The organism is Nocardia nepalensis, from assembly GCF_048910785.1.
In the GTDB taxonomy this organism is placed as follows: Bacteria; Actinomycetota; Actinomycetes; order Mycobacteriales; family Mycobacteriaceae; genus Nocardia; species Nocardia nepalensis.
In genome coordinates this window covers 394,018-418,661 of record NZ_JBKBET010000040.1, presented here as the reverse complement: position 1 = coordinate 418,661, position 24,644 = coordinate 394,018, and the positions used below count along the sequence as shown (strand labels likewise).

Sequence of the window (24,644 nt, the reverse complement as noted above, 5' to 3'; positions counted from 1 at the left end):
CCCGCCCGGGCACCCCCCTGCACCCGTCACCATCCGACCAGCACCAACCAGGTGCGCCACTATCCGGCTGGCCCGACGCATCGCACCAACCGGTCACCCCCGTTGCACCGCAACAAGACCCGACGCCACAAACAACACCCCCGCCGATGACGCCCCCACCGGCCGGCGCACCACCATCACCCACCCGAAACCGCCAAGGCTCCAACGGCCACCGCAACCGTCCATCCCAGAACGGAAACAGCACAACTCTTTTCGTCCAACCCTTCTCCGGCTTCGGCGTCCCCGCACACTTCGACCCGGAAACCGGCGCACTCCAAGCCGTTGGCGGCGGAATCGGCCCGCAACTCGGCGTATACGGCGATCTCGGTGACACTCCGGTCGTCTTTTACCGCGCCCCCTCCGGCCTCGCCCTACGTATCGGCGACTACACAATCAACCTCGACGACGCCTTGGTCGCCATCGAATGGGAACCCGTCGAGAACCGACAAACCCGCTTCGCCGTCACCGCCTCCGGCACCGTGATCTGTCAACTGCGGTACCGATCGCTCCCACCCGAACTCGACCTCGGCCGCCTGATCCATGACGTCTGCGCCACCCCCACCCGCCGCACCCAAATCTTCACCCGCTGACGCCCTGCACCGATCGAGCACAGGTGCCTGCCCGGATTCGCGGGTGGTGGGCAGTATTCCGGCGTGGGCCGGTCGGGACCACACTCTTCCACCATCCAGAGTTCGGGTTGGGGAGGTACTTTTCACGGTCCTTGGGCGGCACGAATTCTTCCGCTTCGCCAGCACGACCCGGCACCCCCATTGGGGTTCATACGCATTGGCGTCAAGTTTTGGGCCGCTCGGTTCATGGTCGCGCGGCTGACTTCTTTCCAGAGGTTGCCCTCGATGAGGCGAGGTGGAATTCGAGAAGACAGCGTTGATCGGTCAGGTCGGTCACCGCGTCCAGAACCAGGCCGTGCGGCGCGGCGAGCGCACGGAACTCGTCGATCCGGCGCTCGCGGCCGCCGAACATCACGAGCATGGCCAGGTTGAATTCGCTGGTGGCCCGCAACCCGCCGACCGGTTCGATGACCAGCACGCGCCCGGCCGGGTGGGCGGCCTCGACGCAGCGGCTCAGGATGTGGTGGGCGTGCTCGTCGTCCCAGTCGTGGAGGATGTCGACCAGCAAATAGGCGTCCGCTCCTGCCGGGAGCGGGTCGAAGAAGCTGCCCGCCGTGACCCGCGTCCGCCCGTCGAGATCATGAGCGCTGAAGGTGCGCCGGGCTTCGGCGGCGGTCGGTTCGAGATCGACCAGGTGGCCGTGCATCCGAGGGTGGGCGGCCAAGATCGCGGCGAGTACGCTGCCCCGGCCACCACCCACGTCGACGACAGTGGCAAACCGGGACCAATCGAAACCGTCGACGATCCGCGGTATCTGCTCGCGGATCCGATGTGTCATCTGCCGGTCGAACGACTCACGCAGGCACGGATATTCGCTCAGGTCGGCCCAGAAGTCCTGCCCGTAGCGGCGTGCGTAGGCCGCCCGGCCGGTGGTGATGCTGTGGGCGAGTTCGACGAACGCCAGCTCGGCGCGGCCACCCGCGGCGTCCAGATGCAGCAGGTCGGTCAGGCCATTGCCGGCATCGGCACACAGGTTCGCTCCGTACTCGGTCGTCCGGTAACCGGTGGCGGTCCGTTCGACGACTCCGAGGGTCACGAGGTGGCACAGCAGAAGATCGAGCGCGACCGGAGCAACGGTGAGCTCGAGCGCGAGTTCATCGACGCAAGCGCCGTCTGCGAGAAGCCGATCCGGCAGTCCAAGGGTCACCGCGACCCGCAGCGCCATCGGCGTGGCCAGCCCAGCCATGCGACGGATCGAGTCCGTATCGTCGTTGCGTCCCACGACAATCCACTCTGCGCTACCTGTCAACCGAAAAGAACGCGCAGTCGACATTGCCGTTCTAAGCCGAAACGTCAAGCGGCACTGTGCAGCCCGACTCGGCGCTGTCCGGACCGATTAGGCATTTGCGCAGGTCATCCTGCTAACTCGGCTGCCGTACCGCACAATTGGTACCGATGAAGGTCGGCTGAAGGAAGTCATGAATACGCGCAAGCTCCTGCTGGTGTCACTGGTGTCCGTGCCGCTATTGACAGCCGGTTGCTCACATCAGAATTCGAAATCGATCTCCCAGGCCGTACCGCATCCGCCCGCCGCGCACGAGGCCGCACGGGTGCCGGTCGGTCCGGGCCCGTCGGGGACGTATACGGTGCAACCCCAACCTGCCCCGGGCAGTTGCCATTTCGGCAAGTCCGCCAGCGGGCAGCCGCTACCGGATCCGGCGTGCACCCCGGGCGCGACCAACCCCAAGGTCACCGCGGATACCTTGGGCAGCACCATCTGCACCGGCGGCTACACATCCTCGATCCGCCCGCCGGCCAACATCACCAACCGGGAGAAGGACGCCAACGCCCAGGCCTACGGTTACAGCGGCTCTCTGCACGATGCCGAATACGACCACCTGGTCTCGCTGGAACTCGGCGGCGACCCCAACGATCCGCGCAACCTGTGGGTGGAGCCGCCTTCCCCCGACCACAAGCCCGGTTCCGGCGTCAACAACCCCAAGGACGCCGTCGAGAACCAGCTGCATTCGCTGGTGTGCTCGGGCAAGGTGGCACTGACCGACGTCCAGAACGCCATCGTCGCCGACTGGAGCACCGCCCTGTCCACCGTCGGCCATCCCGACGGGAAGTAGTGGCGCTCGGCTAGGGGCGAACCGCGGTGACCAGGCTGATCAGACCGGACGGGCCCGCGCTCGGTTCCGTACTCAATTCCGGCAGTCCTTGGGCACGCAGATAGTCGCGCAGTCCGATGCGGTCGGCGGTCCAGCCGTGGTCGGTGAACCACTCGGCGGTGTCGGTGCGTGGATCGTTGTAGATCAGGCTGAACCACTCTGCGCGGGCCTTGCTGTCGGAGTGCTCCGCCATCGCCGCCACGGCCTCGGCCGGCAGCGGCTCCATCTGCTCGACGGCCACCCGACTGCCCGGGGCACTGAGTGAGTCGATGGTCTCGAACAGCCGATCCTGGGCATCCGGCGACAGGTAGATCAGCAGGCCCTCGGCCAGCCAGGCGGTCGGCGTCGCCGGATCGAAGCCGTGCTCGCGCAGGCCTGCCGGCCAGTCCGCGCGCAGATCCACCGGCACCTCGCGGCGGTCGACGCGCGGCTGTTCGCCGTGGGCGGAGAGCGTTTCGCGCTTGAACTCCAGCACCTGCGGGCGGTCGAGTTCGAACAGCACGGTGCCCTCGGGCCAGGACAGCCGGTACGCGCGGGCGTCCAGACCCGCGGCCAGGATCACCACCTGCCGCAACCCAGCGGCCGTCGCGGCCCGGAAATAGTCGTCGAAGTACTTCGTCCTTGCGAGCTGATGCTGCAGGAAATCCTGGCCGAATCCGGGTTGTGACAGCGGATGGTCCGGCAGCTCGCCGTCCAGCAGCGCCGCCCACTCCCCGCCAGCGGCGCGCACGAAGACCTCGGCGAGCGGGTCGACAGCCAGCGCGCCCGCCCGCCGCCCGGCCAGTGCCCGGGCCGCGGCCACGAACATCGCCGTCGAACCGACGCTGGTATTGATATCCCAGCTATCTCCCTCGGTACGCATGATCGCCAACGTACTCGCCTGACCTGGGAAATCACGGCACCGAATCACCCCCGCGAGCAAATTCGCCGACGGCCCGCCAGCGTAGATCGATAAGCCGGCGAGCACGTTCGACACTCGACCTCGCCCGCCCGATCCCCCGCTACTGTGAGACCCCGCCTTTCAACTACCGTTCGCCGCCAGCAGTCAAATAGTTGCCTCCGCTGTGGTGAGGACCCGCCTTTTGACTCCCTGGGTGACGTCTGCCCGGGCTCAGACACACATCGCGTGCTTCGACCCATGAGATCGCCCCCTCCCTCAACCCGATTCGCTCCCGCAGCAGATCAGCTCCGACATCGCCGAACACCTACACCCCCCAGCATCCACGCGCTGTTGGTCCACCGATCAGGTGGAACTGGTGGCGGCGTCGGCCGAGAAGGCTCCGCCACCAGTTCCACGTGATCACCTGTCCAGTAGCGCATCTCGGATGGAACGCAGCGGCCGCGGATCACGGAATGTGTGCCGCGGCCTCTGTTCGCCGAGGGGAGTCAAATGGTTGCTTCCGCTGTAGTGAGGGCCTGCCTTTTGACTCGATTCAAATATGTTGTGTACCAGTATAATTCGAATGCGTTGACCATCGAGCCGCCGGATCGCTCGCCAGCCGTCCACCTCGGTACGATGCTCGCTCATCCCGGGTCGCCTAGACGCGGCCGCCGCTGTCAGCACCTGCACTGGGTAGCCCCAACTCGGTGAGTTTGTCCAGCACCTCACGCAGCGGCGCTGTCTGCCCGCCCTCCGCGCATACCTCGCGCTCCAGCGGCGGAAACTCCAGCCCCCGCGCCGCGCACGCTCACGCGGCGTCAACGACTGCGGCGCGAGCCGAGCCGCATCGACCAGCGTGTAATACGCCGCCGCCTTCCACACGCACCGCCCGATCCGACAGGCGCGATACTCACGCATCTGCTTACGCGCCAACTCGATATCGTGGAACCAGTCGGAATTGCTATCGCGTAGTTGCATCGCGGCGTCCACGAGGCGGACGTCTCCGATGCCTAACATCGCAGGCTCCGGGGCACGGCAGGCCGCATCGAGAGGAGACGACGTTGCGCGGGCGGCCTATGGCGAGGGGGTCTCCAAAGCCCTTCCTTCAGGGTCGGTTAAGCGCTGGGGTTTCGGGAATCGCCTATCGTGGCGCTGTGTCAGGATAGGAACGGTAATGGCTCGGGCATAGCGCATCGCGCCGCCGATAGGTGGGCAGGCGTGCGCGGATGAGGGAGATTGCGGCGACGTGAGCACATCTGACGGCGAGACTCCCGATAACGGACGGGCGAACGAAGATCCCGAGCAGCCCGCATCGGCGGTATCCGAGGCGTCGGCCGCCGAACCCGACGGCGACTCGGAGTTCATGGCCGAGTTCATGAAGGCCTTCGAAGCGGACGACAAAACCGCCGCGGATGAAGCCGATGAAGATGAAGAGGACGCCCCCGACGTCGGCTTCACACTGGACGCGCAACCACCCACCGTCGACGTCGCCGAGCACGCCAAACAGCTAATCCACCAGGTCGCCCGAACTCTCGCCGCTCAGGGCCCGCAGGGCTGGACTCGGCTGGAAGCCGTCTTCGGGCTGACCACCACCGCCGAATTGGCATCGGTGATCTTCGCCGATGACGAGCAGCGCGCGGTCCGGATCCAGCCGACCGATGAGGTGGTCGGGCTGGTCCGCGAACAGCGGCATGTCTCGGCCCAGCTCAGCGACGGCCCTTGGTGGCGGCTGCTGATCAGCTTGGCCAATACCGGAGCGATCGAGGTCGATTACGACTACGGTGACGAGCCCTTCCCCGACGAGCATTTGTTCCCGCCGGAGGTCTATCTCGCTGACCTGCAGGCGTATCCGCGCAACGCACTGCCGGTCTGGCTGGCGGCCTATATCGGCCACGGTGACCGGCAATCGCGCCCGGCCCAGATCGCGGCCGCCCAGGCCCGCGCGGATCGGGCAGCGGGCGTGCGGCCCGTGCTGTCCGAGCGGGACTTTCCGGCCTTCCCGGTACTCTCGGCCCGCTGGGCAGTGATCTCCGCCGCCTTCGTCGCCGCTGGATCACAATGGGGCCCAAGGGTTTTGCCTGCCCTGGGTTGGTTCGAAGGCGCGAAGCGCAGTGGCTCGACGCTCTATGCGCTGCCGGGCGGTCGGGCCGTGTTGTCGGGCGGCGTGTGGAATGCTCCGGCACTCAATGCCGCCTACAACCAGGGCGAACCATTGCCGCGGCTGTACGAGGGTGCGCCGGAGTGGATCGCCAATCCGGTGCTGAATCCCCGTGCCGCAAGCGGTTTGCTGTCGTTTTGTTATTGGTGGGACGGCGGCCGGTGGTATCGGGGCCAGTCGCCGACGGCGGATCTGCTCAGCGATGCCGTCCCCGGCATCTGGACCTCCGACACGGTGGCCGGCGTGGTCGCGGCATTGGTCGCCGAACAGCCGACCGAGCGGCAGCGGGCGGCGGTCGCCAACCTGGTCTCGGCCGCGGAGATCGGTGTCGTCACCCGCGAAACGCTCGTCGATGTCTTCGGCGATGACGGCGCCTTCGATATCGACAGCGCCCTCTATCAACTCACCCTGGCCGGTGTGACGATAACGCTGCCGGAGCCGATGCCGCAGGAAGCCGCCATCGCCCAGGTCCGCCAGCACATCCTGGACCAGGACATGGACACCACCGGCTACCCGCTCGCGGATCTGCGCGCGGACCGGATCAGCGTGGGTTGGATGGTGTACGTGCCGACCGCGCCGGGCGAGATCTCGATCGGCCGCGCGATCTTCTACGTCGCCGATGACGGTGTGCTGGAACAATCTTCGTCGTCGGTCGCGCCGTCGGTCTACGCGGCCGAGTTCGAACAACGCTTCCAGCAGCGGCACGGATCCGTCCAGGCCTGAGCGCCAGTCTGCTCGCCGAGCGTAGTCATAGGGCGGTCGAATACGGCCTGGGCGGCCACCATTCGACTACGTTCGACGGAACCCGGACCCTCTGGACGGGGCACTAGCGGTCGGCCCCATCGGTGCCCCACCGGTAGCCGAAGCCCCGGATGGTGGTGATCAATCCGGGGCGGTCGAGCTTGGCGCGCAACCCCGCCATGTGCACGTCCAATGCCCGCGACACCGACGCGGACGAGTCGCCCCAGATGCGATCCATCAACTCCTGGCGACTGACCGCGGTGCCCGGTCGCTCGGCCAGAATGCGGACGAGCTGGAATTCCTTGTGGGTCAACATGATCGGCACCCCGGCAACCTCGACCTGCCGGGCCGTCAGATCCACCCGCACATCCTGGGAAACGACCGCCTCCATGGGCGAGGAGTGGATGACCACGCGCCGGGTGACCGTCTCCAGTCGCGCGACGAGCTCCGCGATGCGCGGCGGTTTCACCAGATAGTCGTCGGCGCCGGAGCGCAGCGCGAGCACGATGGTGCGTTCCCCGGCACGAGCGGTGAGGATCAGCACGGGCACCGAGCTGACCTCGCGCAGTCGGCGCAAAACCTCCAAACCGTCCATATCGGGCAGCCCGAGATCCAGGATCACTGCGTCGTAATCGCGGTGCGTGCGTAGCAGGTCCGCGCCGCGTCGCTTGCGGTCGACGAGGTAACCGCGGGCGGTGAGCGCGGCCTGCAGCGCGTCACCCACTCCGTCATCGTCTTCTACCAGCACAAGCCGCACGCGCTGATCCTTGCAAAGCGAAGGTTCGACGCGCAGCCGTTTGCGTGTCGCCATGTTCAGCTGGGGCAGCGACCTGCGAGCAGTCGTCAGTGCAGCGCCGCCTCGGCGTCGGCCTCGGCCTCGATCGCGGAGTCCTTCGAGGTCTCGCGCATGAAGTAGTAGATCGTCAGCGAGATCGCGATACACGCCGCGACATACCAGAAATACAGCGATTCGTGATGGGCCTTCTTCAACGCCAGCGCGATGGTCTCCGCGGTCCCGCCGAAGATCGCGACGGTTAGCGCGTAGGGCAGGCCGACGCCGAGTGCGCGGATCCTGGTCGGGAACAGTTCCGCCTTCACGATGGCGTTGATCGAGGTGTAGCCGGTGATGATCACCAAGGCGAGCATCATCAACGCGAACGCGCCGATCGGATTGCGGGTGTGCGCGAGCACGGTCATGATCGGCACGGTCAGCAACGTTCCGGCGATCCCGAAGAAGATGAGCAGCTTGCGCCGCCCGATGCGATCGGAGAGCGCTCCGGCCAGCGGTTGCAGCACCACGAAGACCAGCAGCGCGATGAAGTTGATCCACGCCGCGGTCGGCTTGGAGATGTGCGCGGTATTGATCATGAACTTCTGCATGTAGGTCGTGTAGGTGTAGAACGCGACGGTGCCGCCGAGCGTCAGACCGCATACGATCAGGCATTCGCGCGGGTACTGCATCAGCACGCGCAGCGATCCGCGTGCTTCGCGCCTGCGCGGCACGTCGGCCGCGACGGCGTCGGTGTGCACGAGATCGGCCTCGAACTGCTCCGATTCGTCCATCCCGCGCCGCAGCCACATGATCAGCAGCGCCCCGCCCGCGCCGATCAGGAATGGAATCCGCCAGCCCCAGTTGTGCATCTGCGCATCGGTCAGCACATGCTGCAGGATGATCTGCACACCCAGCGCGACCAGCTGACCCGCGACCAGCGTGACGTACTGGAAGCTGGAGTAGAACCCGCGCTTGCCCGGCGAGGCAACTTCGGACAGATACGTTGCGCTGGTCGCGTATTCGCCGCCGAGCGAAAGGCCCTGCAACAGCCGCGCCAGCACCAGCATGACCGGCGCCGCGATCCCGATCGTCTGATATCCGGGCGTGCACGCGATCAACAGCGAACCCGCGGCCATCACCGTCACCGACAGCGTCAGTGCGGCGCGGCGCCCGAATCGGTCGGCGTAGCGACCGAGCATCCAGCCGCCGATCGGGCGCATCAGGAAGCCGACCGCGAAGACCGCTGCGGAATTGAGCAGCTGTGCGGTGGAATCGCCCTTGGGGAAGAAGCTCTGCGCGAAGTACACGCTGAATGCGGCGTAGACGTACCAGTCGTACCACTCGGCGAGGTTGCCGAGCGAGCCGCGCAGCACATTGGCGATGACCCTGCGTTCGCCCGCGAGTCGTGTCGTAGTCATGTGAATCTCCTTCTGGCGCCGCACATACCGACGTACAGGCGACTGTGAGCGCAGTCACAGCACATTGCCAGCGCTGCGCCGATCTTCTAACCGTCCCTTAGGAAAAATGTGCGGCCGGTTTTCCGGCGTCGGTAATTCGGCAGCCGCGACGACAGATCCGCTGGTCGGAGCTCGGATCGAATTCTTAACAGTCCCTTTAGTCAGTCGCATCCGGTAATCGGATGCGGGCGTGGATTCCCGTGTCACTATCGGAAAAGGCCGCGGCCGGACTGATCGACAAGAGGAATGGGACCACAGCGATGAGCGACGAGCAGATCGGTGGCGCGGACGCACTCGACGCCGGGACGCCCGGGCAGCGTGCCGAGGCCTTGGTCCATCGCATCGCCGACCGCCTCGGCGAACGGGGGCCGTCCGGCTGGCGGCAACTGCACGCGGTTTTCGCGCTGACCGTGACGACCGAATGGGCGCGGGTGGAGTTCACCGATGTCGATCGGGTGCTGCGGGCCGAGGTGCCAGAGACCGTGATGGAGCTGGTACGGCAACAGCGCGCCGAGGCGGCCGCCGCGGGAGCGGGTGCTTGGTGGCGTCTGTTGCTGTGGGCCAACGCATCCGGCGATATCGAGGTCGAATACGACTACGGCGATGAACCGTTCCCGGCAGATCAGCTGTTCCGGCCCGAGGCGTACCGCGCCGATCTGGCGGTCTACCGGCGGCCACGACTGCCGGTATGGCTGGCGGCCTATGCCGGTCATGCGGGTCGGCAGGCCCGCCCGCCCCGGCGCGCCGCGATCGCGGCCCGCGCCGACCGCGCGGCCGGGGTGAACGCACAGCCCGTCGAGGACGAACTGCCGCCATTTCCGCAGCTGTGGGCCAGGTGGGCAACGATTTCGGCGGCGCACGTCGCGGTCTCGTCCGATCTGGGCCCGCGGATGGTCGCCGCCAACGGCTGGTACGAGAGTGCCAGGAATGGCAGCAGCGGCTCCACCCTGTACCTCTTGCCGGGCGGCCGGGCCGTGCTTTCGGGCGGCGTGTGGAACGCGCCCGCACTCAACGCCGCCTATAACGGCGGCATCGATTTGCCGAATCTCTATGCGGGTGCACCGGATTGGGTGACGAACGCGGTGCTGAGCCCGCGCGCGGCCGTGGGATTGCTCTCGTTCTGCTTCTGGTGGGACGGCACCGGATGGTTCCGCGGCGAATCGCCGTCGGTATCGGAGTGCGGCGCGGCGATGCCGGGCGTTTGGACCGCGGGCACCGTGATCGAGACCGTGGCCAGGCTGTTCTCGCATCAACCGGACGCTCGCCAGCGGGCGGCGGTCGCGAGGTTGCTGGCCAAGGCCGAGCGTTCCATGGGGCCGCGTGGTGAGATCACCCGCGAGGTGCTGATCGACGGCATCGGTGCCGATCACGACATCGACGGTGCGCTGCGCCAGTTTTCGACGGCGGGATTGCTTACCGGATGCCAATCTCCGCACCGTACAGTGGAGTTCGCGCGCACTTCACGTATAGGACAATCAGTATTCGTGTAATGATCGAATTGCGTTGCAGCGGAGGACTCCAGGGAGGCTGAGATGTCGGACAAGGTGAGGGTGACCTCGAAGGGTCTGCGCACCACCGCGGGACACCTCGACGACGTCGCCGGAAAGATCGAAAAGATCCGTGATCGACTGGTGGCGTCGAATACCGAACACTGGGGGAAGTGGGGCACCGACGATTTCGGCAAGACATTCGCCGGAGATAAGGGCTACAAACCCTCGCACGACAATCTGATGGACAACCTCGACGGGAAGATCGAACTGCTGCAGAGCTATTCGAGCGGCCTGCGGCAGAGCGCGGATCATCTCGACTCGATGGAACTCGATAACGAGTCGGGCTTCCAGTCCTGATCGGGACCGGTTCGGGGGCGATGTTCCGGTGTAGCGGGGTGAGTTAGAAAAGGGGTTCCGGGTGGACGAGCTGACGAGGGCGCATTTCGCCGATCTGATGGAGGATCTGAAGGCCAGCGTCGAATCGGTGCAGCGGGCGCAGCGCGAGCACGCGCTGATCACCGCGACCGCCACCGCGGCCGGCAAGCGGGTCACCGTGGTCGTCAACGCCAACGGCGTCGTCATCCAGACCAAGTTCTCCGCCGATATCGCCGATCTGACCTACGCCGAAATCGCGACCGCGATCACCAAGGCCGCCCAGGACGCGGCCGCGCAGATCCAGCGCCGAACCCGCGCGATGATCACCGAATTGAAAAAGGATCAGGCGCGGCTGCCGAAGCTGTCGGAATTCCTGCCCGGACTACCCGATTTGGAGAATCTGGTGCCGCCGCCGCCCGAGGTTTCGACCGCGCCGCCGACCGCGCGTGCGGCCGCTCCCGAGCCCGAAAACCTCGACGGGGGAATGAAATTCACCGATGTCGTGCAGTTGGATCGGGACGTGCAGGCGGGTTCGCGGCCGGGCGTCGCCGAATCCGGCTGGTGAATTTCGGCGCGGCGGGGAGCTGCTAGATGTCGAATGACGGCATTACCGAACTATGGGATTGGATTCCGCACTGGATTCTGTCCGCCCTCAACTTCTTTCAGGGCTATCCGGACGGGCACCAGGGTGACCTGTTCGATCTCGGCGATGATTGGCATTGGGCCGGCGATGCGCTGAAGGACCTCAAAGAGCTGCTGAAGGACGTCACCGACGAAACCTACAAATGGTACGAGGACGGCGAGGGCGCCGAGCAGATCAAGAAGGAATTCGACTCGCTGTTCACCGGGCCGGCATCGGTGGACAAGACCGCCGAGGGGCTGCACGATCTCGGCAAGTACACCCGGCACGGCGGCACCGAGATCGAATTCACCAAGATGATGGACGCGGTCTTCGCGGGCATCACCACCCGAGCGGTGATCGCGCTGCTCCCGGAATGGCCGTGGGGCGATGCGCTGATCCCGGTGGTGATCGGCATCGGGCGCGCGGTGCTCGGCGCGTTCAGCCGGGAGGCGCTGGGAAAACTGGCGGCGGCAGCGGCCGAGACCACGCTCAAGAACATTCTGGAGAAGTACGTCAAGCAGATCGCCATCCAAACGCTGAAGGAATTGGCGACCAAACAGGGCCTCGAGCAGTTGGCGCTGGCCGCGGGCAAGGCGGGCCTGCAGGGCGCCGCGATCGATGCGGGCATCCAGGGCCTGCAGATCGTGACCGGTCACCGCGACGACGGTTTCGACCTGAAGCAGACCCTGCGCACCGGACTGGAATGGGGTGCGGGCGGACTCCTCGGCGCACCGGTGGGGATGGCCGTCGGCAATGCGATGGCCAAGGCCGCGCTCTCGGACGCCGTGCGGACCATGGGCCACGACAACCCTTGGGCGCGTGCGTTATTGCGGCCGGAGGTCAGGTCGATGACCAGCGGGGTGTTCGGCGGCGCACTCGGTGGTTCGGTGGGCATGTACGGCGCCGGGATCGCCTGGCAGGTCGGCGAACACCTGGCCAACCCCAACGACCCGAACTACAAGGGCATCGACTGGACCTTCCATCCGGGCCTGATCGCGGCCGGCGCGGGCATGGGCGCACTGCACGGTGTGGCAGGTGGTTCGGAACAACGGGTTCAGGTGCTGGCGGCCAGCGAGAACATGGCCACCGCGCGCGCCGACGGTTCGGCGGCCCGGCCCGCACCGCCCATGGTGGAGGCGACCGCGCGCTCGGAGTCGGCGAAGGTCGTCGATCGGATCGGCAAGACCGTCGATACCGCCGGGACGCCCGAACAGCGCGAGCGCCAAGCGCAGGCCTATCAAACGGCCAAGGAGATCTACGGCACCGAGAGCGTCAATGGTCGGCCGGTCAGCGAGATGGAGCGGTTGTCCGCGCTGCAGCGATTGGAGGCATCGACCAGTCCGAGTGCCACGAACGCTTCCGCCGGTGCGAGCGCGGGCGCAACCGGCTCGGGTCAAGCGGGAGCGAGCGCCGCGGGGGCGAATTCGAGCGGATCGTCCTCGGGTACCGCGGAGCCGCGAACCGCGGCCGGTACGCCGGAGCGCGGTGCCGGTTCCCCGGAGCGCACTGGTGCGCGGCCACCGACAACGGGCGAGCGGAATACCTCGCGCGCGGGTGCCGCCGCATCCGAAAACCGCGATCACGCCGCGAATCTCGATGCGGGGAAGCAGGAATCCGCGCCGATGACGCGGGAGGAGTTGCGCGCATCGGCCGCCGAGGCACGCGAGGAGATCCGCGCCACCGCGGCCGAGGCGCGAGAGGAGATCCGCACTTCCGCCACCGAGACGCGCAACGAGATTCGCGCATCGGCCGCCGACCTGCGCGAGGAGATCCGCAGCGCCGTCGACGAGCGGCGGGCGGAGAGCGAATCGGCAAGCGAACCAAGGGAATCGCATCCCGATGGCGAATCCGCGAGTAGGTCCAAGGACCCGCGCCCCGATGGCGAGTCCGGGAGTACGCCGAAGGAGCCGCGCCCCGGTGACGAGTCCGGGAGTACGCCGAAGGAGCCGCGCCCCGGTGACGAGTCCGGGAGTACGCCGAAGGAGCCGCGCCCCGGTGACGAGTCCGCGAGCACGCGGAAGGAGCCGCGCCCCGGTGACGAGTCCGCGAGCACGCGGAAGGAGCCGCGCCCCGGTGACGAATCCGGGAGTACGCCGAAGGAGCCGCGCCCCGATAACGAGACAGAGCACGGCCGCAAGCCCGAATCACAGCCGGACCAGCGCGGCTCGGCACCGGAACCAGGCCGCGACGAAACCCGCTCGGAGCAGCGTGGTTCCGTCGGCGAGAGCGAATCCGGCCGAGCCGCAGGCGAATCGGGGCGAGAGGGCGAGACGGGTCCACGTGCCCGCGCGGCAGATGCGGTGCCATCGGATCCGGGTGCCGTCGTCGTCGAACCGCGGGCGGCGGCGTCGGAACGCACAGGTGTCACCGAAACCGAAACATCCGGTGCGGAAAGACGATCGGGCGATGGATCCAGCACCTACGTCGAGGAGCGACCTGCCCCCCACCCGGAACCGGCACGCGCATCCGAACCGGCCGCCACTGTCAACACCTGTGTCGCCGATGCCCTGCAGTGGTTCGAACAGGCGCAGCAGCGCCCGGTGCTGGATGGCCCGATGCCGGAGCCGCGAAGCCTGGCGGGCGTGCCGCTGAGCGAGTTGCGTACCGCGGTGCGCGGGGAGTTCGAAGGATTCGTCCCCAGGGGATCGTCGCGGCCGGGGCACGCGCAGATCGTCAAGGCGCTCATGGATTCCGGTAGGGGCTCGAGCGCGCTGGTGGTCGAGCAACGCGCCCGCGCGAACGAGGGCGGTGCCGGCGCGCACGCCTACGCCGTCACCTACCTGGGCGAAATCAACGGCTTCCACACCTTCGAGGTGAACGGTGAACGCGCGCGCTACACCGGAACCGATCGCGGCAAGGAGTGGTTCCGCGACGCCACCGGCAAGCGCAAGTCGCTGGCCGAACTGGCCGGTGGCGCGCGCCGCGCGGACGCGGTCGCCACCGAGGCCGTGATCATGCGCGACGGCGAGGTCGTCAGCGGGCTCGGTCATCCGGATGCGGCTCGCCTGGACGGGGATCTGATGGTCGGCGCCAAGCCTTCCCGGCGCGCCGAGCTCACTCAGCTGCATTCCGAAGTCCGCGCCGCGATCACCGAGGAAGCGCGTGCGCGCGGCGAGGCGACCCGACTGCGCGAGCAGGCCCAGCAGGCCAGGGCGGACGGTCTCGACCAGCGCGCGAACCGACTCGACGAGCAGGTGCGACTTTCGGACGAGCAGGCGGATGCGGCACATGAGCACGCGCAGCGCGCCCGCGATCGGGTGGTCGAACTCGAAAACGCGACGCTGACAGAGGAATACGAAGCACAGCAAGCGCGCATCGATGAACTGCACCAGCAGCTGACCGATACGCTCGGTTCCCCGGAGGAGGTGCAGCAGTTCCGCGCCGACCTGGAAAAGGTCGACAACCTCGACGCGGCGCTGCAGCAGCGCGACCGGGTGCAGATCGCGCAGCGGGAAGTGCACAACCTCGAGCAGCGAGTCGAGCACGGCCGCACCGCCGTGCGCGAACTCGAGCAGGCGCTACAGGCCGCCGAGGCGAAATCCGCCGATACGCCGGCCGCCGAAGCGGAACGGAAGGCGGCCGTGCGCGCGGCCCGCCTCGAACTCGTCAGGGCCGAACACGGCCTCGAGCAGTTGGAGCGGGCGCACACCAGACTGACCGACCTGGTCGGCACTTCCGATGAGCTGATCGAGCGGCGGGACGCACTGACCCAGGAGATCAGCGAGGCGACGCGGGCCCGCGATCGACTGGCCGCGAGCTTCGACGTGCACGATCCGGTGGAGCTGAGCGCGCGCTATCGCGGCGAACTGTCACCGGGTGCCGAGCAGGTGCACGAATTGCGCGACACCATCGATCGGGTGCGGCAGGCGGAGGCCGAGACCGACCGGATCACCGAGCGTCGCGCCGGGCTGCGGGCGCTCGATGAGGCTGGGCTGCTGCCGATTTCGGACCGGGTCGGGGTGGTGCCGGCGGCGGAGCCGTCGCGGGTCTTCCCGTACGAGCGGATCGTCGTGGTCGGCTCCGAAACCGATCCGGCGGCCTACCGGCAGGCATTGCAGCGAGCGCTGCGCACCGGCACCGATGTGGAACTGCTGATGCGCCTGGCGAAGTCGGACAAGATTCCGATGGATATCGAGTTCATGCGCGTCGTGCTGGACGAACAGGTTCGACCCGAGCAGACCACCACGGATCCGGTCGCGACCGAAAAGGCGGGCGCGCGACCGGATCCCGCGAAACATCCGCGGCCGTGGGAGAAGACGAAGTGGACCGAACCGCAGCCGCCGTTCCTGTTCAAGGTGTCGATGGTGCCGGTCTTCGACGAAATCATGTCGCCGCTGCACCACTTTTCGGCGGGGGAGGTGCCGGAGTTCATCTATCCGGAGAACCTGCCATTCTCCAAGAGCGTCTTCGATGTTCCCGACGGCGTCCACGCCTACCACTCCGATGTCGGCATGTACGCGTTCCATCTGCGCATCCTCAGCCTCGGCATCATCGACCGGGTGCCGAATCATCCGTGGGTGCGCGATTTCGTGCAGAATCGCCCGTGGATCGGCAAAGCGGTGCTCAGCGCCACCAAGTGGCTGCCCGCCAACGTCGAACACGGCCGGGGAATCCACCTGCCGCTGTCGGTGGAATTCGTGAACAAGCATCCGCGCGTGGCCTGGGCGCTCGGCGGCGTGGCGAAGTGGATCCCCAGCGTCACCGAGGGGCGCTGGATCCAACTGCTGCCCGGTGTGCGCGGCACGCGCACGCACGCCTGGTTCGACCATGCCCAAGCCGATCCGCAGCCACTGGTCCGCCGCGAACTGACCCACGAGCCGACCACGCCGGGATCACCACATCTCGACGGCAGCGCGGTGCGCCCCTATTCCGGCGAGAGCGTCCATATCTCGGAATCGTTCAGGGCGCGCTCGCACGCGAACGATGCTGTCCGAGAACGGATCCAGGAATGGACCGAACACCGATACGACGCCTACGAACACAATCGCGTCCATGAGGGCGACAGCAATATCCACCGTATCGCCGACGAGGCCGCCAAGAATCCGGACCGCTACTCCGGCGGCGATGCCAAGCGCTGGGTGCGCGGCAGTCGGCAGGAGTGGATCCGCGATCCCGACGGCGCCACGCTGGCCAAACATCCCGACGGCTCGACCTGGCTGCGCGACGGCGATGGCAATGTCCGCCCGCGCGCGGAGATCGAGGCGAATCTGCGGCGGGCCCGCGACTATCTGATGCGCAATCCGGAACTGAACCGGATCGCCGACGTCGCCGAGATGTGGGACCGGCTGATCGACGGAAAACCCTTGCGGGAAGACGTGATCGGCCTAGAGGCCGCACTCGCGGGCGCCGAACATCTGGCGCTGGATCCCGATGCCACCACCGAACAGGCGCATCGCAGGGCCAAGGAGCTCGGTTACGACTGGGACGCCAACCGACCGCATCTGACCGGCGATCGCGCCGACCGCAGCCTGTGGGGAAAGCTGACCGGCCGCCGCGCGACCACCGTCGGCTTCACGGTCGAACTGGATCCGAACGCACCCGATGCCGCGCGCACCCGTCGTTTCGGCACCACCGCGTACTACGGCAGACAGGGCTTCGACCAGGTCAACGGCCAGATCCGGGACATCATGCGCGGCTGGCCGGAGGCCAAGATCGCCGAGGCGCAGGCCGAGGTGACCCGGATGGCCAGGGAGGCGACCCGCGACTATCGCGGCGACCACGGACTGGCCAAGGGCGGGGTCCACATCTCGGCGCGGGTGACGGGTGAGGCCGGTCACCAGCGACTGAGCGTAACGGTCGAACACGAGGGCGGCGGCCGCCCCAAGGACCCGACCAGCTACCGCCTCGACCAGTCCGACCGCGGCGAACTGCCGCCCGGCAAGCGCGGAACCGCCGCCCCGGTCGGCGAATTCCGCGGTGATGCCCGTGCGCCGGGTGCGGATCCACTCACGCGCAATGAACTGGTCGACGCGATACGCGACAACCTCGGGCTGATCACCCCTGATGAGGTGGCGTGGAATCGTGATGGGCAGCATTTCGTGTTGCCCGATGGTCGCGAGGTTCATCTCGAGGTGGGCGAGACCCGTGACGGTGCGGTTGCCGAATTCCGTGAGCGTTCGGATGGTTCCGGTTATGACGTGATCGTGTCGTCGCGGGCGCGGTCGCAGGATGTCGCTCGGGCGGTGGCGCATGAGTTGGCCGAGATTCGGTTGGCGGAGGATCCGGCGGTTCTTACCGATCCGGTCAGTGAGCGTCCGGCGGAGTTGACTTCGCATCTGGGTGGTCGGTTCGCGGAGTTGAAGGTGCTTGCCGCGCATATTGATCGGGCGGCGTTCGATCCGGCGCGGGCGGGTGAGTTGCCCGGTTTGCGTCAGGATATGGCGGATCTGATGGACCATCTCGGTCTGCGGGAGGGACCCGAGGCCGCCGACCGATGGGCGCTGCTGGACGAGCATGACCCCGGACTCGCGCGACGATTGCAACTCGGCCTCGGTACGGACGGCCTGTTCGGTGCGCGACCCGTCTTCGACCGAACGCTCACCGATTCGGCGTTCGACGACGCCCACGCCACCCATCTGGACCGGCTGGAGCAGCAGTTGGCGGGTGAGTTCGCCCCGGATGTGGTGCGGGCCGAATCGATGGCGTTGGACGGCCGGATGCGCGAGGAGCAGGCGCGGCGGATCTTCGACCCGATCTTCGCCGGGCGTGAAGGCGGTGCGGCGCGCAAGACCATCCCGACGAAGCAACTGCTGCGGGCGCTCGATCCGATCAACGAGGCGATCAACAGTCCGGGCCTGAGCGCGTCCGAGCGGGCCCATGAGCTACACAGTGCCATCGAGGGATTCCGCGACGCGATGCCGCAGGAATTCCGGAATGCCTTGGGACCGGAGGGTTTCGAGCGGATGCACAGTGCCGCCGATGCATTGGCGAACGGACCCGACCGCATCGCCGGTGTGCTGGACCACGCGCACGGCGAGGTGTCGGTGGGTACAGAGCGGATGTCGCTCAGTGATTTCCTGCATGGTGTCGATCGTGCGAATCGTGGTGCGGCCGAGCATGGTGTGAATCTGGAATACGCCGTCGTCGTTCATGATCCGGTTGAGGGGCGGTCGGCGGTGGAGGTGTTGCCGCGTCCGCGTCCGCAGCATCGGTTGCCGTTGGAGCAGAACAGGTTCGGCGAGGACAACCATCAGATTGTGTTGCAGCCCAGGCCGTCTGTGCCTGCCGCCGAGCAAGGTAGGCACACTATCGATGTAGGTGTCGGTCGTAGTGCGTTCGCGGTGGAGATGACCCCTGCTGCCGATCGTGCCGGTGGTGGACTTGTCATCAAGACCGAACTGGCCGATGACTTCGCCGTTGCCGGTCAGCGGCGTCGCAATCTCGGCATCCTCGATCCCGGTCCGTTGACCGAACCGGGCACCGTCATGGTCTTCGGCGACCTGCTGTCCCACGGCGGCGCACTGGGCGACGGTGAGACCGGAGCGGTGGCCCGGGTATTCATCAACAATGTCAGCGCGAAATTCCCGCCGGAGTTCGAGGATCGGATCTACGACGGAATCGCGAAAGGGCTCGCCGAGGGCCTGGCGCCCGGCGGTCGGATCGAGCTGCAGTGGGATATGAAGCCGGAGAAGCCCTTCGAGGAGGGCGGTACGACCGGCGATCGCGGTCATATCCGTGGTGACCATCTGTGGGCAGCGATCCGGCGACTGCCGCCGGATGTCGCGGGTCGATTCCGCATCGCGGAGGACATCGAGTTCCCATATCCGGGGAACGAGAACTACGACTACACCATCGACGCCGGTGCCAGCAATAAGCTCAACACCGACAAGATGGCGGAGTTCGTCCCGCCACGGCCCGACCACCGCATGATCATCACCTACGAGCCGCATGAGGCGACACCGGTCGACGGCCGGCACGGTACCGCCGCCCCGGTGGGTGAGTTCCACGGTGCCGCCCGTCCGGCGGAACAGGATTCGCTGACGCACGCCGAGCTGATGGGGGAGGTCGGCAACAACCTCGGGCTGATCACCCCTGATGAGGTGGCGTGGAATCGTGATGGGCAGCATTTCGTGTTGCCCGATGGTCGCGAGGTTCATCTCGAGGTGGGCGAGACCCGTGACGGTGCGGTTGCCGAATTCCGTGAGCGTTCGGATGGTTCCGGTTATGACGTGATCGTGTCGTCGCGGGCGCGGTCGCAGGATGTCGCTCGGGCGGTGGCGCATGAGTTGGCCGAGATTCGGTTGGCGGAGGATCCGGCGGTTCTTACCGATCCGGTCAGTGAGCGTCCGGCGGAGTTGACTTCGCATCTGGGTGGTCGGTTCGCGGAGTTGAAGGTGCTTGCCGCGCATATTGATCGGGCGGCGTTCGATCCGGCGCGGGCGGGTGAGTTGCCCGGTTTGCGTCAGGATATGGCGGATCTGATGGACCATCTCGGTCTGCGCGAGGATGCGACGCCCGAACGCTCGCCGCACCCCGACTCGTCGGATCCATGGGCTCTGCTGGCCGCACACGATCCGGCGCTCGCGCACCGGCTCGCACTGGGCTTCGGTACCGACGGGCTGCTGTCGGAACGCCCGGTATTCAACCGCGACCTGACGGCACCGGCCTTCGAGGAAGCGAGCGCAGCGCATCTGGATCGCATGGCGGGCGCGCTCACCGGCGACTTCGCTTCCGATGTCGTTCGGGCCGAATCCATGGCATTGCACGGTCGGATGCGAGAAGAACTGGCGCGCAGAGTCTTCGATCCGATCTTCACCGATCCCGGTGCGGGCGAGGCTCGCCGCACGGTGCGGACCGGGCAGCTGCTGCGGGCGCTCGATCCGATCAACGAGGCGATCAACCGTCCGGGGCTGCACGGTGTGGAACGGGCCGACGCGGTGCATCGTGCCATCGATGGATTCCGCGACGCGATGCCGGAGGAATTCCGCAACGCCTTGGGCACTGCCGGTTTCGAACGGATGCATCTCGCAGCCGATGGCTTGTCGACCAGTGTGGACCATATCGCGGGTGTGCTGGACCACGCGCACGGCGAGGTGTCGGTGGGTACAGAGCGGATGTCGCTCAGTGATTTCCTGCATGGTGTCGATCGTGCGAATCGTGGTGCGGCCGAGCATGGTGTGAATCTGGAATACGCCGTCGTCGTTCATGATCCGGTTGAGGGGCGGTCGGCGGTGGAGGTGTTGCCGCGTCCGCGTCCGCAGCATCGGTTGCCGTTGGAGCAGAACAGGTTCGGCGAGGAGAATCATCGGATTCCGCTGCAGCCCAGGCCGTCGTTGCCGGCGGCCGAGCGGGGTGGGCACACCGTCGATGTCGGTGTCGGTCGCAGTGCGTTCGGGGTGGAGATGACCCCTGCCGCCGATCGTGCTGGTGGGGGGTTGGTTATCAAGACCGAGTTGGCCGATGACTTCGCGGTTGCCGGTCAGCGGCGTCGCAATCTCGGCATCCTCGATCCCGGTCCGTTGACCGAACCGGGCACCGTCACAGTCTTCGGCGACTTGCTGTTCCACGGCGATGCGCTCGGTGACGGCCGCGACGGCGCGGTGGCGCGGATCTTCGTCAACAATGTCAGCGCGCATTTCGAGCCCGCGGTTTACGACGCCCTCGCGCAGCGCCTCTCCGCGGTCCTGGCCCCGGGCGGCCGGATCGAACTGCAGTGGGATATGAAGCCGGAGAAGGCCGTCGAGCTCGGCGGCACGCCCGGCGATCGCGGGCATATTCGCGGTGACCACCTGTGGGATGCGATTCAGCGGTTGCCCGAGGAGCTGGCGAGCCGGTTCCACATTGTCGAGGCGCGGGAGTTCCCGCATCCAGGAAACGAGAACTACGACTACACCATCGACGCGGGCGCCAGCAACAAGCTGGATGCGAACAAGATGGCGCAATTCGTGCCGCCGCGCCCCGATCACCGCATGGTGATCGCCTACGAACCGCACCAGACCGAAGTGGTCGAGGGCGAGCACGGCACCGCGGGCAATGTCGGCGAATTCCGCGGCGACGCCCGGCCCGAGGACAGCCTGACCCGCAATGATCTGCTGGACGAGGTGGTCGCGAACGTCCAGCTCATCACGCCCGAGGGCATCTCATGGAATCCAGAGCAAGAACACTTTGTGGTGCGGGGTAAGGAGATTCACCTCGACGTGGTGCCACCGCGCGCGGGTGTCGTCTCCGAATTCCACGCGCAGCCCGATGGTTCCTACCGGATAGAGGTCTCCTCGGGGGCACGCACCGAGGACGCGGCACGGGCGGTTGGGCACGAGCTGGCCGAGATCCAGCTGGCAGAGCAACCCGAGGTTGTCACCGATCCGATAAGTGAGCGTCCGCCGACCCTGACATCGCATCTCGGCGGCCGCTTCGCCGAGTTGAAAGTGCTCGCCGCGCACATCGATCGGGCCACCTTCGATCCGACTCGGGCAGATGAGCTGCCCGAGTTGCGCCGAGATCTGGCGGATCTGCTGAACCATCTCGGCATGAGTGAGCGGCCACCGGTCGAAAACGGTGCGCGCCCCGCAGATCCTTGGACGTTGTTGCGCGAACACGATGGCGTGCTCGCGCACCGGCTCGCGCTCGGTCTCGGCGCGGACGGATTGCTCTCGGAGCGTCCGCGGTTCGACCGAACCCTGACCGAGGCGGACTTCGACGCCGCCCGCGCCGCACATCTCGATCGGCTGGAGCAGCAGCTCACTGGCGCCCATGCGCCAGAAGTGGTGCGGGCCGAAGCGATGGCGCTGGACGGCCGGATGCGCGAGGAACAGGTGCGCCGGATCTTCGACCCGATCTTCGCCGACCCGCAGGGCTGGGCCGAAATCCGCAGAACGGTGCCGATAGATCAGCTGTTCAAGGCCCTGGATCCGATCAACGCGGCGATCAATCGGCCAGGAGCGAGCGCCTCCGCCGTGCACCAGGCGATCGAGGGATTGCGCGCCTCCATGCCCGAGGCTTTCCGGGAAGCCCTGGGCGATAATGGATTCGACCGCATGCATCGGGCGGCCGATGCTCTGACCTCGGGCCCGGATCGGATCACCGGAGTCTTGGACCATGCCCGAGGTGCGGTGCTGGTCGGTGATAACCGATTGTCGTTCAACGAATTTCTGCACGACATCGACCGGGCCAATCGCGGTGCGGACGAGGACGGCCTGAACCTGGAGTATGCCGTGGTCGTCCACGATCCGGTGGACGGTCACTCCGCCGTCGAGGTATTGCCGCGCCCGCGCCCGCACCATCGATTGCCGATGTCTGAGTTGGTATTCGGTGCGGACAACCACACGATCCCCCCGGAGCCGCGGCCGTCGCTGCCCGAAGCGGTGGCCGGTGCGCACACCATCGATGTCGGTGTCGGCCGCAGTGCCTTCGGGGTCGAGATGACACCGGCGGCCGATCGTTCCGGTGGCGGTCTGATCATCAAGACCGAACTCACGGACGACTTTGTTATCAAGGGCCAGCGTCGCCGCGAATTCGGCATCCTGGATCCGGGACCGTTGACCGCACCCGGCGCCGTAATGGTCTTCGGCAACATGCTCTTTCACGGCGACGCGCTGGCCGCCGACGAAACCGGCACCGTGGCGCGGATCTATATCAATAACGTCAGTGCCGAGTTGAAGCCAGCCGATTACCGAGCGCTGGCCGCTCGGCTACCCGCGGTGCTGGCGCCCGGCGGCCGCATCGAGGTGCAGTGGGATATGAAGCCGGAGGCCGATGGCGGTAAGCCCGGCGATCGCAACCACATCCTCGGCACCGAGTTGTGGAATGCGATCACGGAGTTGGAGGGAGGTCAGGGTGCGCATTTCACTGTGGTGGAAGAAAAGGAGTTCCCGTATCCGGGCAACCGTAACTACTACTACTCCATCGACGCGGGTTCCAGGAGTCACGTGGGCCGCGCCAGCCTCGCCAAATTCAACCCGCCGCAGCCGGATCACCGCATGGTGATCGTCTACGACCCGGCCGGCAGGGGATACGGTCGAACAGACCAATCCGACACGGCAGGCATCGGTGCCGAGGTAAGGAGGCGGTGATGGCCGAGATCGCAGGAGCACGAGAACAGCTCGACGAGGCAGCGACGTGGCTGGGTGCGCAGATCCGCACGCTGGCCGGGCACCTCACGCCCGGGCACGACCCGGATGTGTATATGCCATCGGACCCGATGATCGTCGACTGGCACGAACCGCTGAAGTACCAGTATCGGATGTCCGGCCGGGTGGACCGGCCCGCCGAGCAGCACGACCCGACGGTGGTCACCAGGGCAGTGGAACTGCTCGGCGGTGCGGGCTGGGACGTCGGCGTCGAGGTCGCGGAGTCGGCGACGGGTGGGCAGCTGACCACCGTTGTCGCGTCCCAGGACGGATACCGGCTGACGGTGCGCATCGAAGAGGGCTACGGCACCGTCGTGTACTCCGGTGAGACGCCGGCGATGGCACTGTTCACCCCCGAACCATTCGTGCGCCCCGACCCGGTGCTGACTCCGGAGACGGTGCGGCGCGGCTACCTGCTCTGCTACGAATGCGACGGCTTCGGTTGGTGCCCGGTCTGCGATGGCCGCGGCTGGACCTTGGACGCCGATGGTCGGGAGCGGTGCGTGGAGTGTCTCGGATCCAAGTACTGCCCGGTCTGCCGCGGTGCGGGAGAACTGGAGGCGGCGCGGCTGCAGGATTGGCAGCGCGACCAGTATCCCGAACTCCGCGACCGGTCCTAGCCACCTCGCCGAAACGAAAGGACAACCGTGCCAACGCTGTTACCGCTGGCCCGCACCAATGCCGAGGCGCACCTGTACCTCGAGCTGCAGCCGTGCCCGAATTGCGGTGAGCCGCGCTGCAAATTCCGCAGTTCGGTGGTCAGCCTGGACGGTGTGCTGGCCAGTCGCTACACCGGCGAATGTCCGCACTGCGGCCTCGAACGCAGCTACGAATTCCGGCTGCCCGAACAGATTCTGCCGCCGCCCGCGTCGACCGTCCGCTTCGGCGGCGGCGAACCCTCCGAACTGATCGATCCCGGCATCTGGCTCTGGTACGCCGACGATCTCGGTCGGCGCGTCCCGACCGATGACTCGGGATTCGACGCCGGGCAACGCAGGTCGGCCAAGCACACGGTGGCCACCGCGCTGGCCGCGGTCGAGGAGGTGCTGAAGTTCATCCCGTCGGACGCGGACCAGGTGCCCGCCGACGCCTTCACCTCACCAGAGGGGCAATCGGTGCGCGCCCAGGAACCCGGCCGATTCCAGCGCGAACGTCTAGAGGCCATTCGCGACTACTACGCCACGGAGTTCACCAAATGGTAGCCCGAAGTGCAGGCCGCGAAGTCTTTACCGTCCCTTAAGGAGTTCGCGCCGCGGAGCGCCACGTAAGCCGAAGCACGCGAGGATGATTCATGATGAGGACACC

At 66.8% G+C, this 24,644-nt stretch carries 12 protein-coding genes and 1 pseudogene; 9 read left to right on the top strand and 4 right to left on the bottom strand.

The window, feature by feature from the left end:
• Positions 1 to 629 (top strand): annotated as a pseudogene (locus ACHQ4I_RS39275) (hypothetical protein); the annotation flags it as partial.
• Between the two features lie 223 nt (positions 630 to 852).
• Here the strand turns inward: ACHQ4I_RS39275 and ACHQ4I_RS39270 are convergent.
• A complete protein-coding gene (locus ACHQ4I_RS39270; protein WP_420776986.1) occupies positions 853 to 1,890 on the bottom strand; it encodes a methyltransferase in 1,038 nt (345 codons plus the stop codon).
• Between the two features lie 196 nt (positions 1,891 to 2,086).
• Between ACHQ4I_RS39270 and ACHQ4I_RS39265 the strand changes: the two genes are divergently transcribed.
• A complete protein-coding gene (locus ACHQ4I_RS39265) occupies positions 2,087 to 2,740 on the top strand; it encodes a hypothetical protein (protein WP_420776985.1) in 654 nt (217 codons plus the stop codon).
• Positions 2,741 to 2,750: 10 nt separating this feature from the next.
• Here ACHQ4I_RS39265 and ACHQ4I_RS39260 read toward each other — a convergent pair whose 3' ends face one another.
• Positions 2,751 to 3,641, bottom strand: a complete 891-nt coding sequence (locus ACHQ4I_RS39260; RefSeq protein ID WP_420776984.1) for an SAM-dependent methyltransferase — start codon at positions 3,639 to 3,641, stop codon at positions 2,751 to 2,753.
• A 1,264-nt stretch (positions 3,642 to 4,905) separates the two neighbouring features.
• Between ACHQ4I_RS39260 and ACHQ4I_RS39255 the strand changes: the two genes are divergently transcribed.
• The gene (locus ACHQ4I_RS39255; protein WP_420776983.1) at positions 4,906 to 6,540 is read left to right on the top strand and encodes a hypothetical protein; all 1,635 of its coding nucleotides are present in this window, start codon (positions 4,906 to 4,908) and stop codon (positions 6,538 to 6,540) included.
• A gap of 103 nt (positions 6,541 to 6,643) precedes the next feature.
• On the opposite strand, the gene ACHQ4I_RS39250 is transcribed toward ACHQ4I_RS39255, so the two are convergent.
• Both ACHQ4I_RS39250 and ACHQ4I_RS39245 read right to left on the bottom strand, forming a co-directional pair.
• Positions 6,644 to 7,315: a response regulator transcription factor gene (locus tag ACHQ4I_RS39250; protein WP_420776982.1), complete on the bottom strand. Its 672-nt coding sequence runs from the start codon at positions 7,313 to 7,315 to the stop codon at positions 6,644 to 6,646.
• Positions 7,316 to 7,401: 86 nt separating this feature from the next.
• Positions 7,402 to 8,748 (bottom strand): MFS transporter, encoded by a 1,347-nt coding sequence (locus ACHQ4I_RS39245; RefSeq protein ID WP_420776981.1) that lies wholly within the window; start codon positions 8,746 to 8,748, stop codon positions 7,402 to 7,404.
• A gap of 299 nt (positions 8,749 to 9,047) precedes the next feature.
• Between ACHQ4I_RS39245 and ACHQ4I_RS39240 the strand changes: the two genes are divergently transcribed.
• The 6 genes from ACHQ4I_RS39240 (at position 9,048) to ACHQ4I_RS39215 (ending at position 24,541) form a co-directional block, all read left to right on the top strand.
• The gene (locus ACHQ4I_RS39240; RefSeq protein WP_420776980.1) at positions 9,048 to 10,277 is read left to right on the top strand and encodes a hypothetical protein; all 1,230 of its coding nucleotides are present in this window, start codon (positions 9,048 to 9,050) and stop codon (positions 10,275 to 10,277) included.
• Positions 10,278 to 10,319: 42 nt separating this feature from the next.
• Positions 10,320 to 10,634 carry a hypothetical protein gene (locus ACHQ4I_RS39235; protein ID WP_420776979.1) on the top strand — a complete coding sequence of 105 codons (315 nt, stop codon included), beginning with the start codon at positions 10,320 to 10,322 and terminating at the stop codon, positions 10,632 to 10,634.
• 61 nt (positions 10,635 to 10,695) lie between these two features.
• Entirely contained in the window at positions 10,696 to 11,217 is a 522-nt protein-coding gene (locus ACHQ4I_RS39230; RefSeq protein ID WP_420776978.1) for a YbaB/EbfC family nucleoid-associated protein, read from the top strand.
• 26 nt (positions 11,218 to 11,243) lie between these two features.
• Positions 11,244 to 23,282 (top strand): WXG100-like domain-containing protein, encoded by a 12,039-nt coding sequence (locus ACHQ4I_RS39225; RefSeq protein ID WP_420776977.1) that lies wholly within the window; start codon positions 11,244 to 11,246, stop codon positions 23,280 to 23,282.
• Entirely contained in the window at positions 23,282 to 23,959 is a 678-nt protein-coding gene (locus ACHQ4I_RS39220; protein ID WP_420776976.1) for a hypothetical protein, read from the top strand. Before ACHQ4I_RS39225 ends, ACHQ4I_RS39220 begins: the two co-directional genes overlap by 1 nt.
• A 27-nt stretch (positions 23,960 to 23,986) precedes the next feature.
• Complete coding sequence (locus ACHQ4I_RS39215; RefSeq protein ID WP_420776975.1) at positions 23,987 to 24,541, top strand: hypothetical protein; 555 nt, start codon at positions 23,987 to 23,989, stop codon at positions 24,539 to 24,541.
• The last annotated feature ends 103 nt before the right edge of the window (positions 24,542 to 24,644 follow it).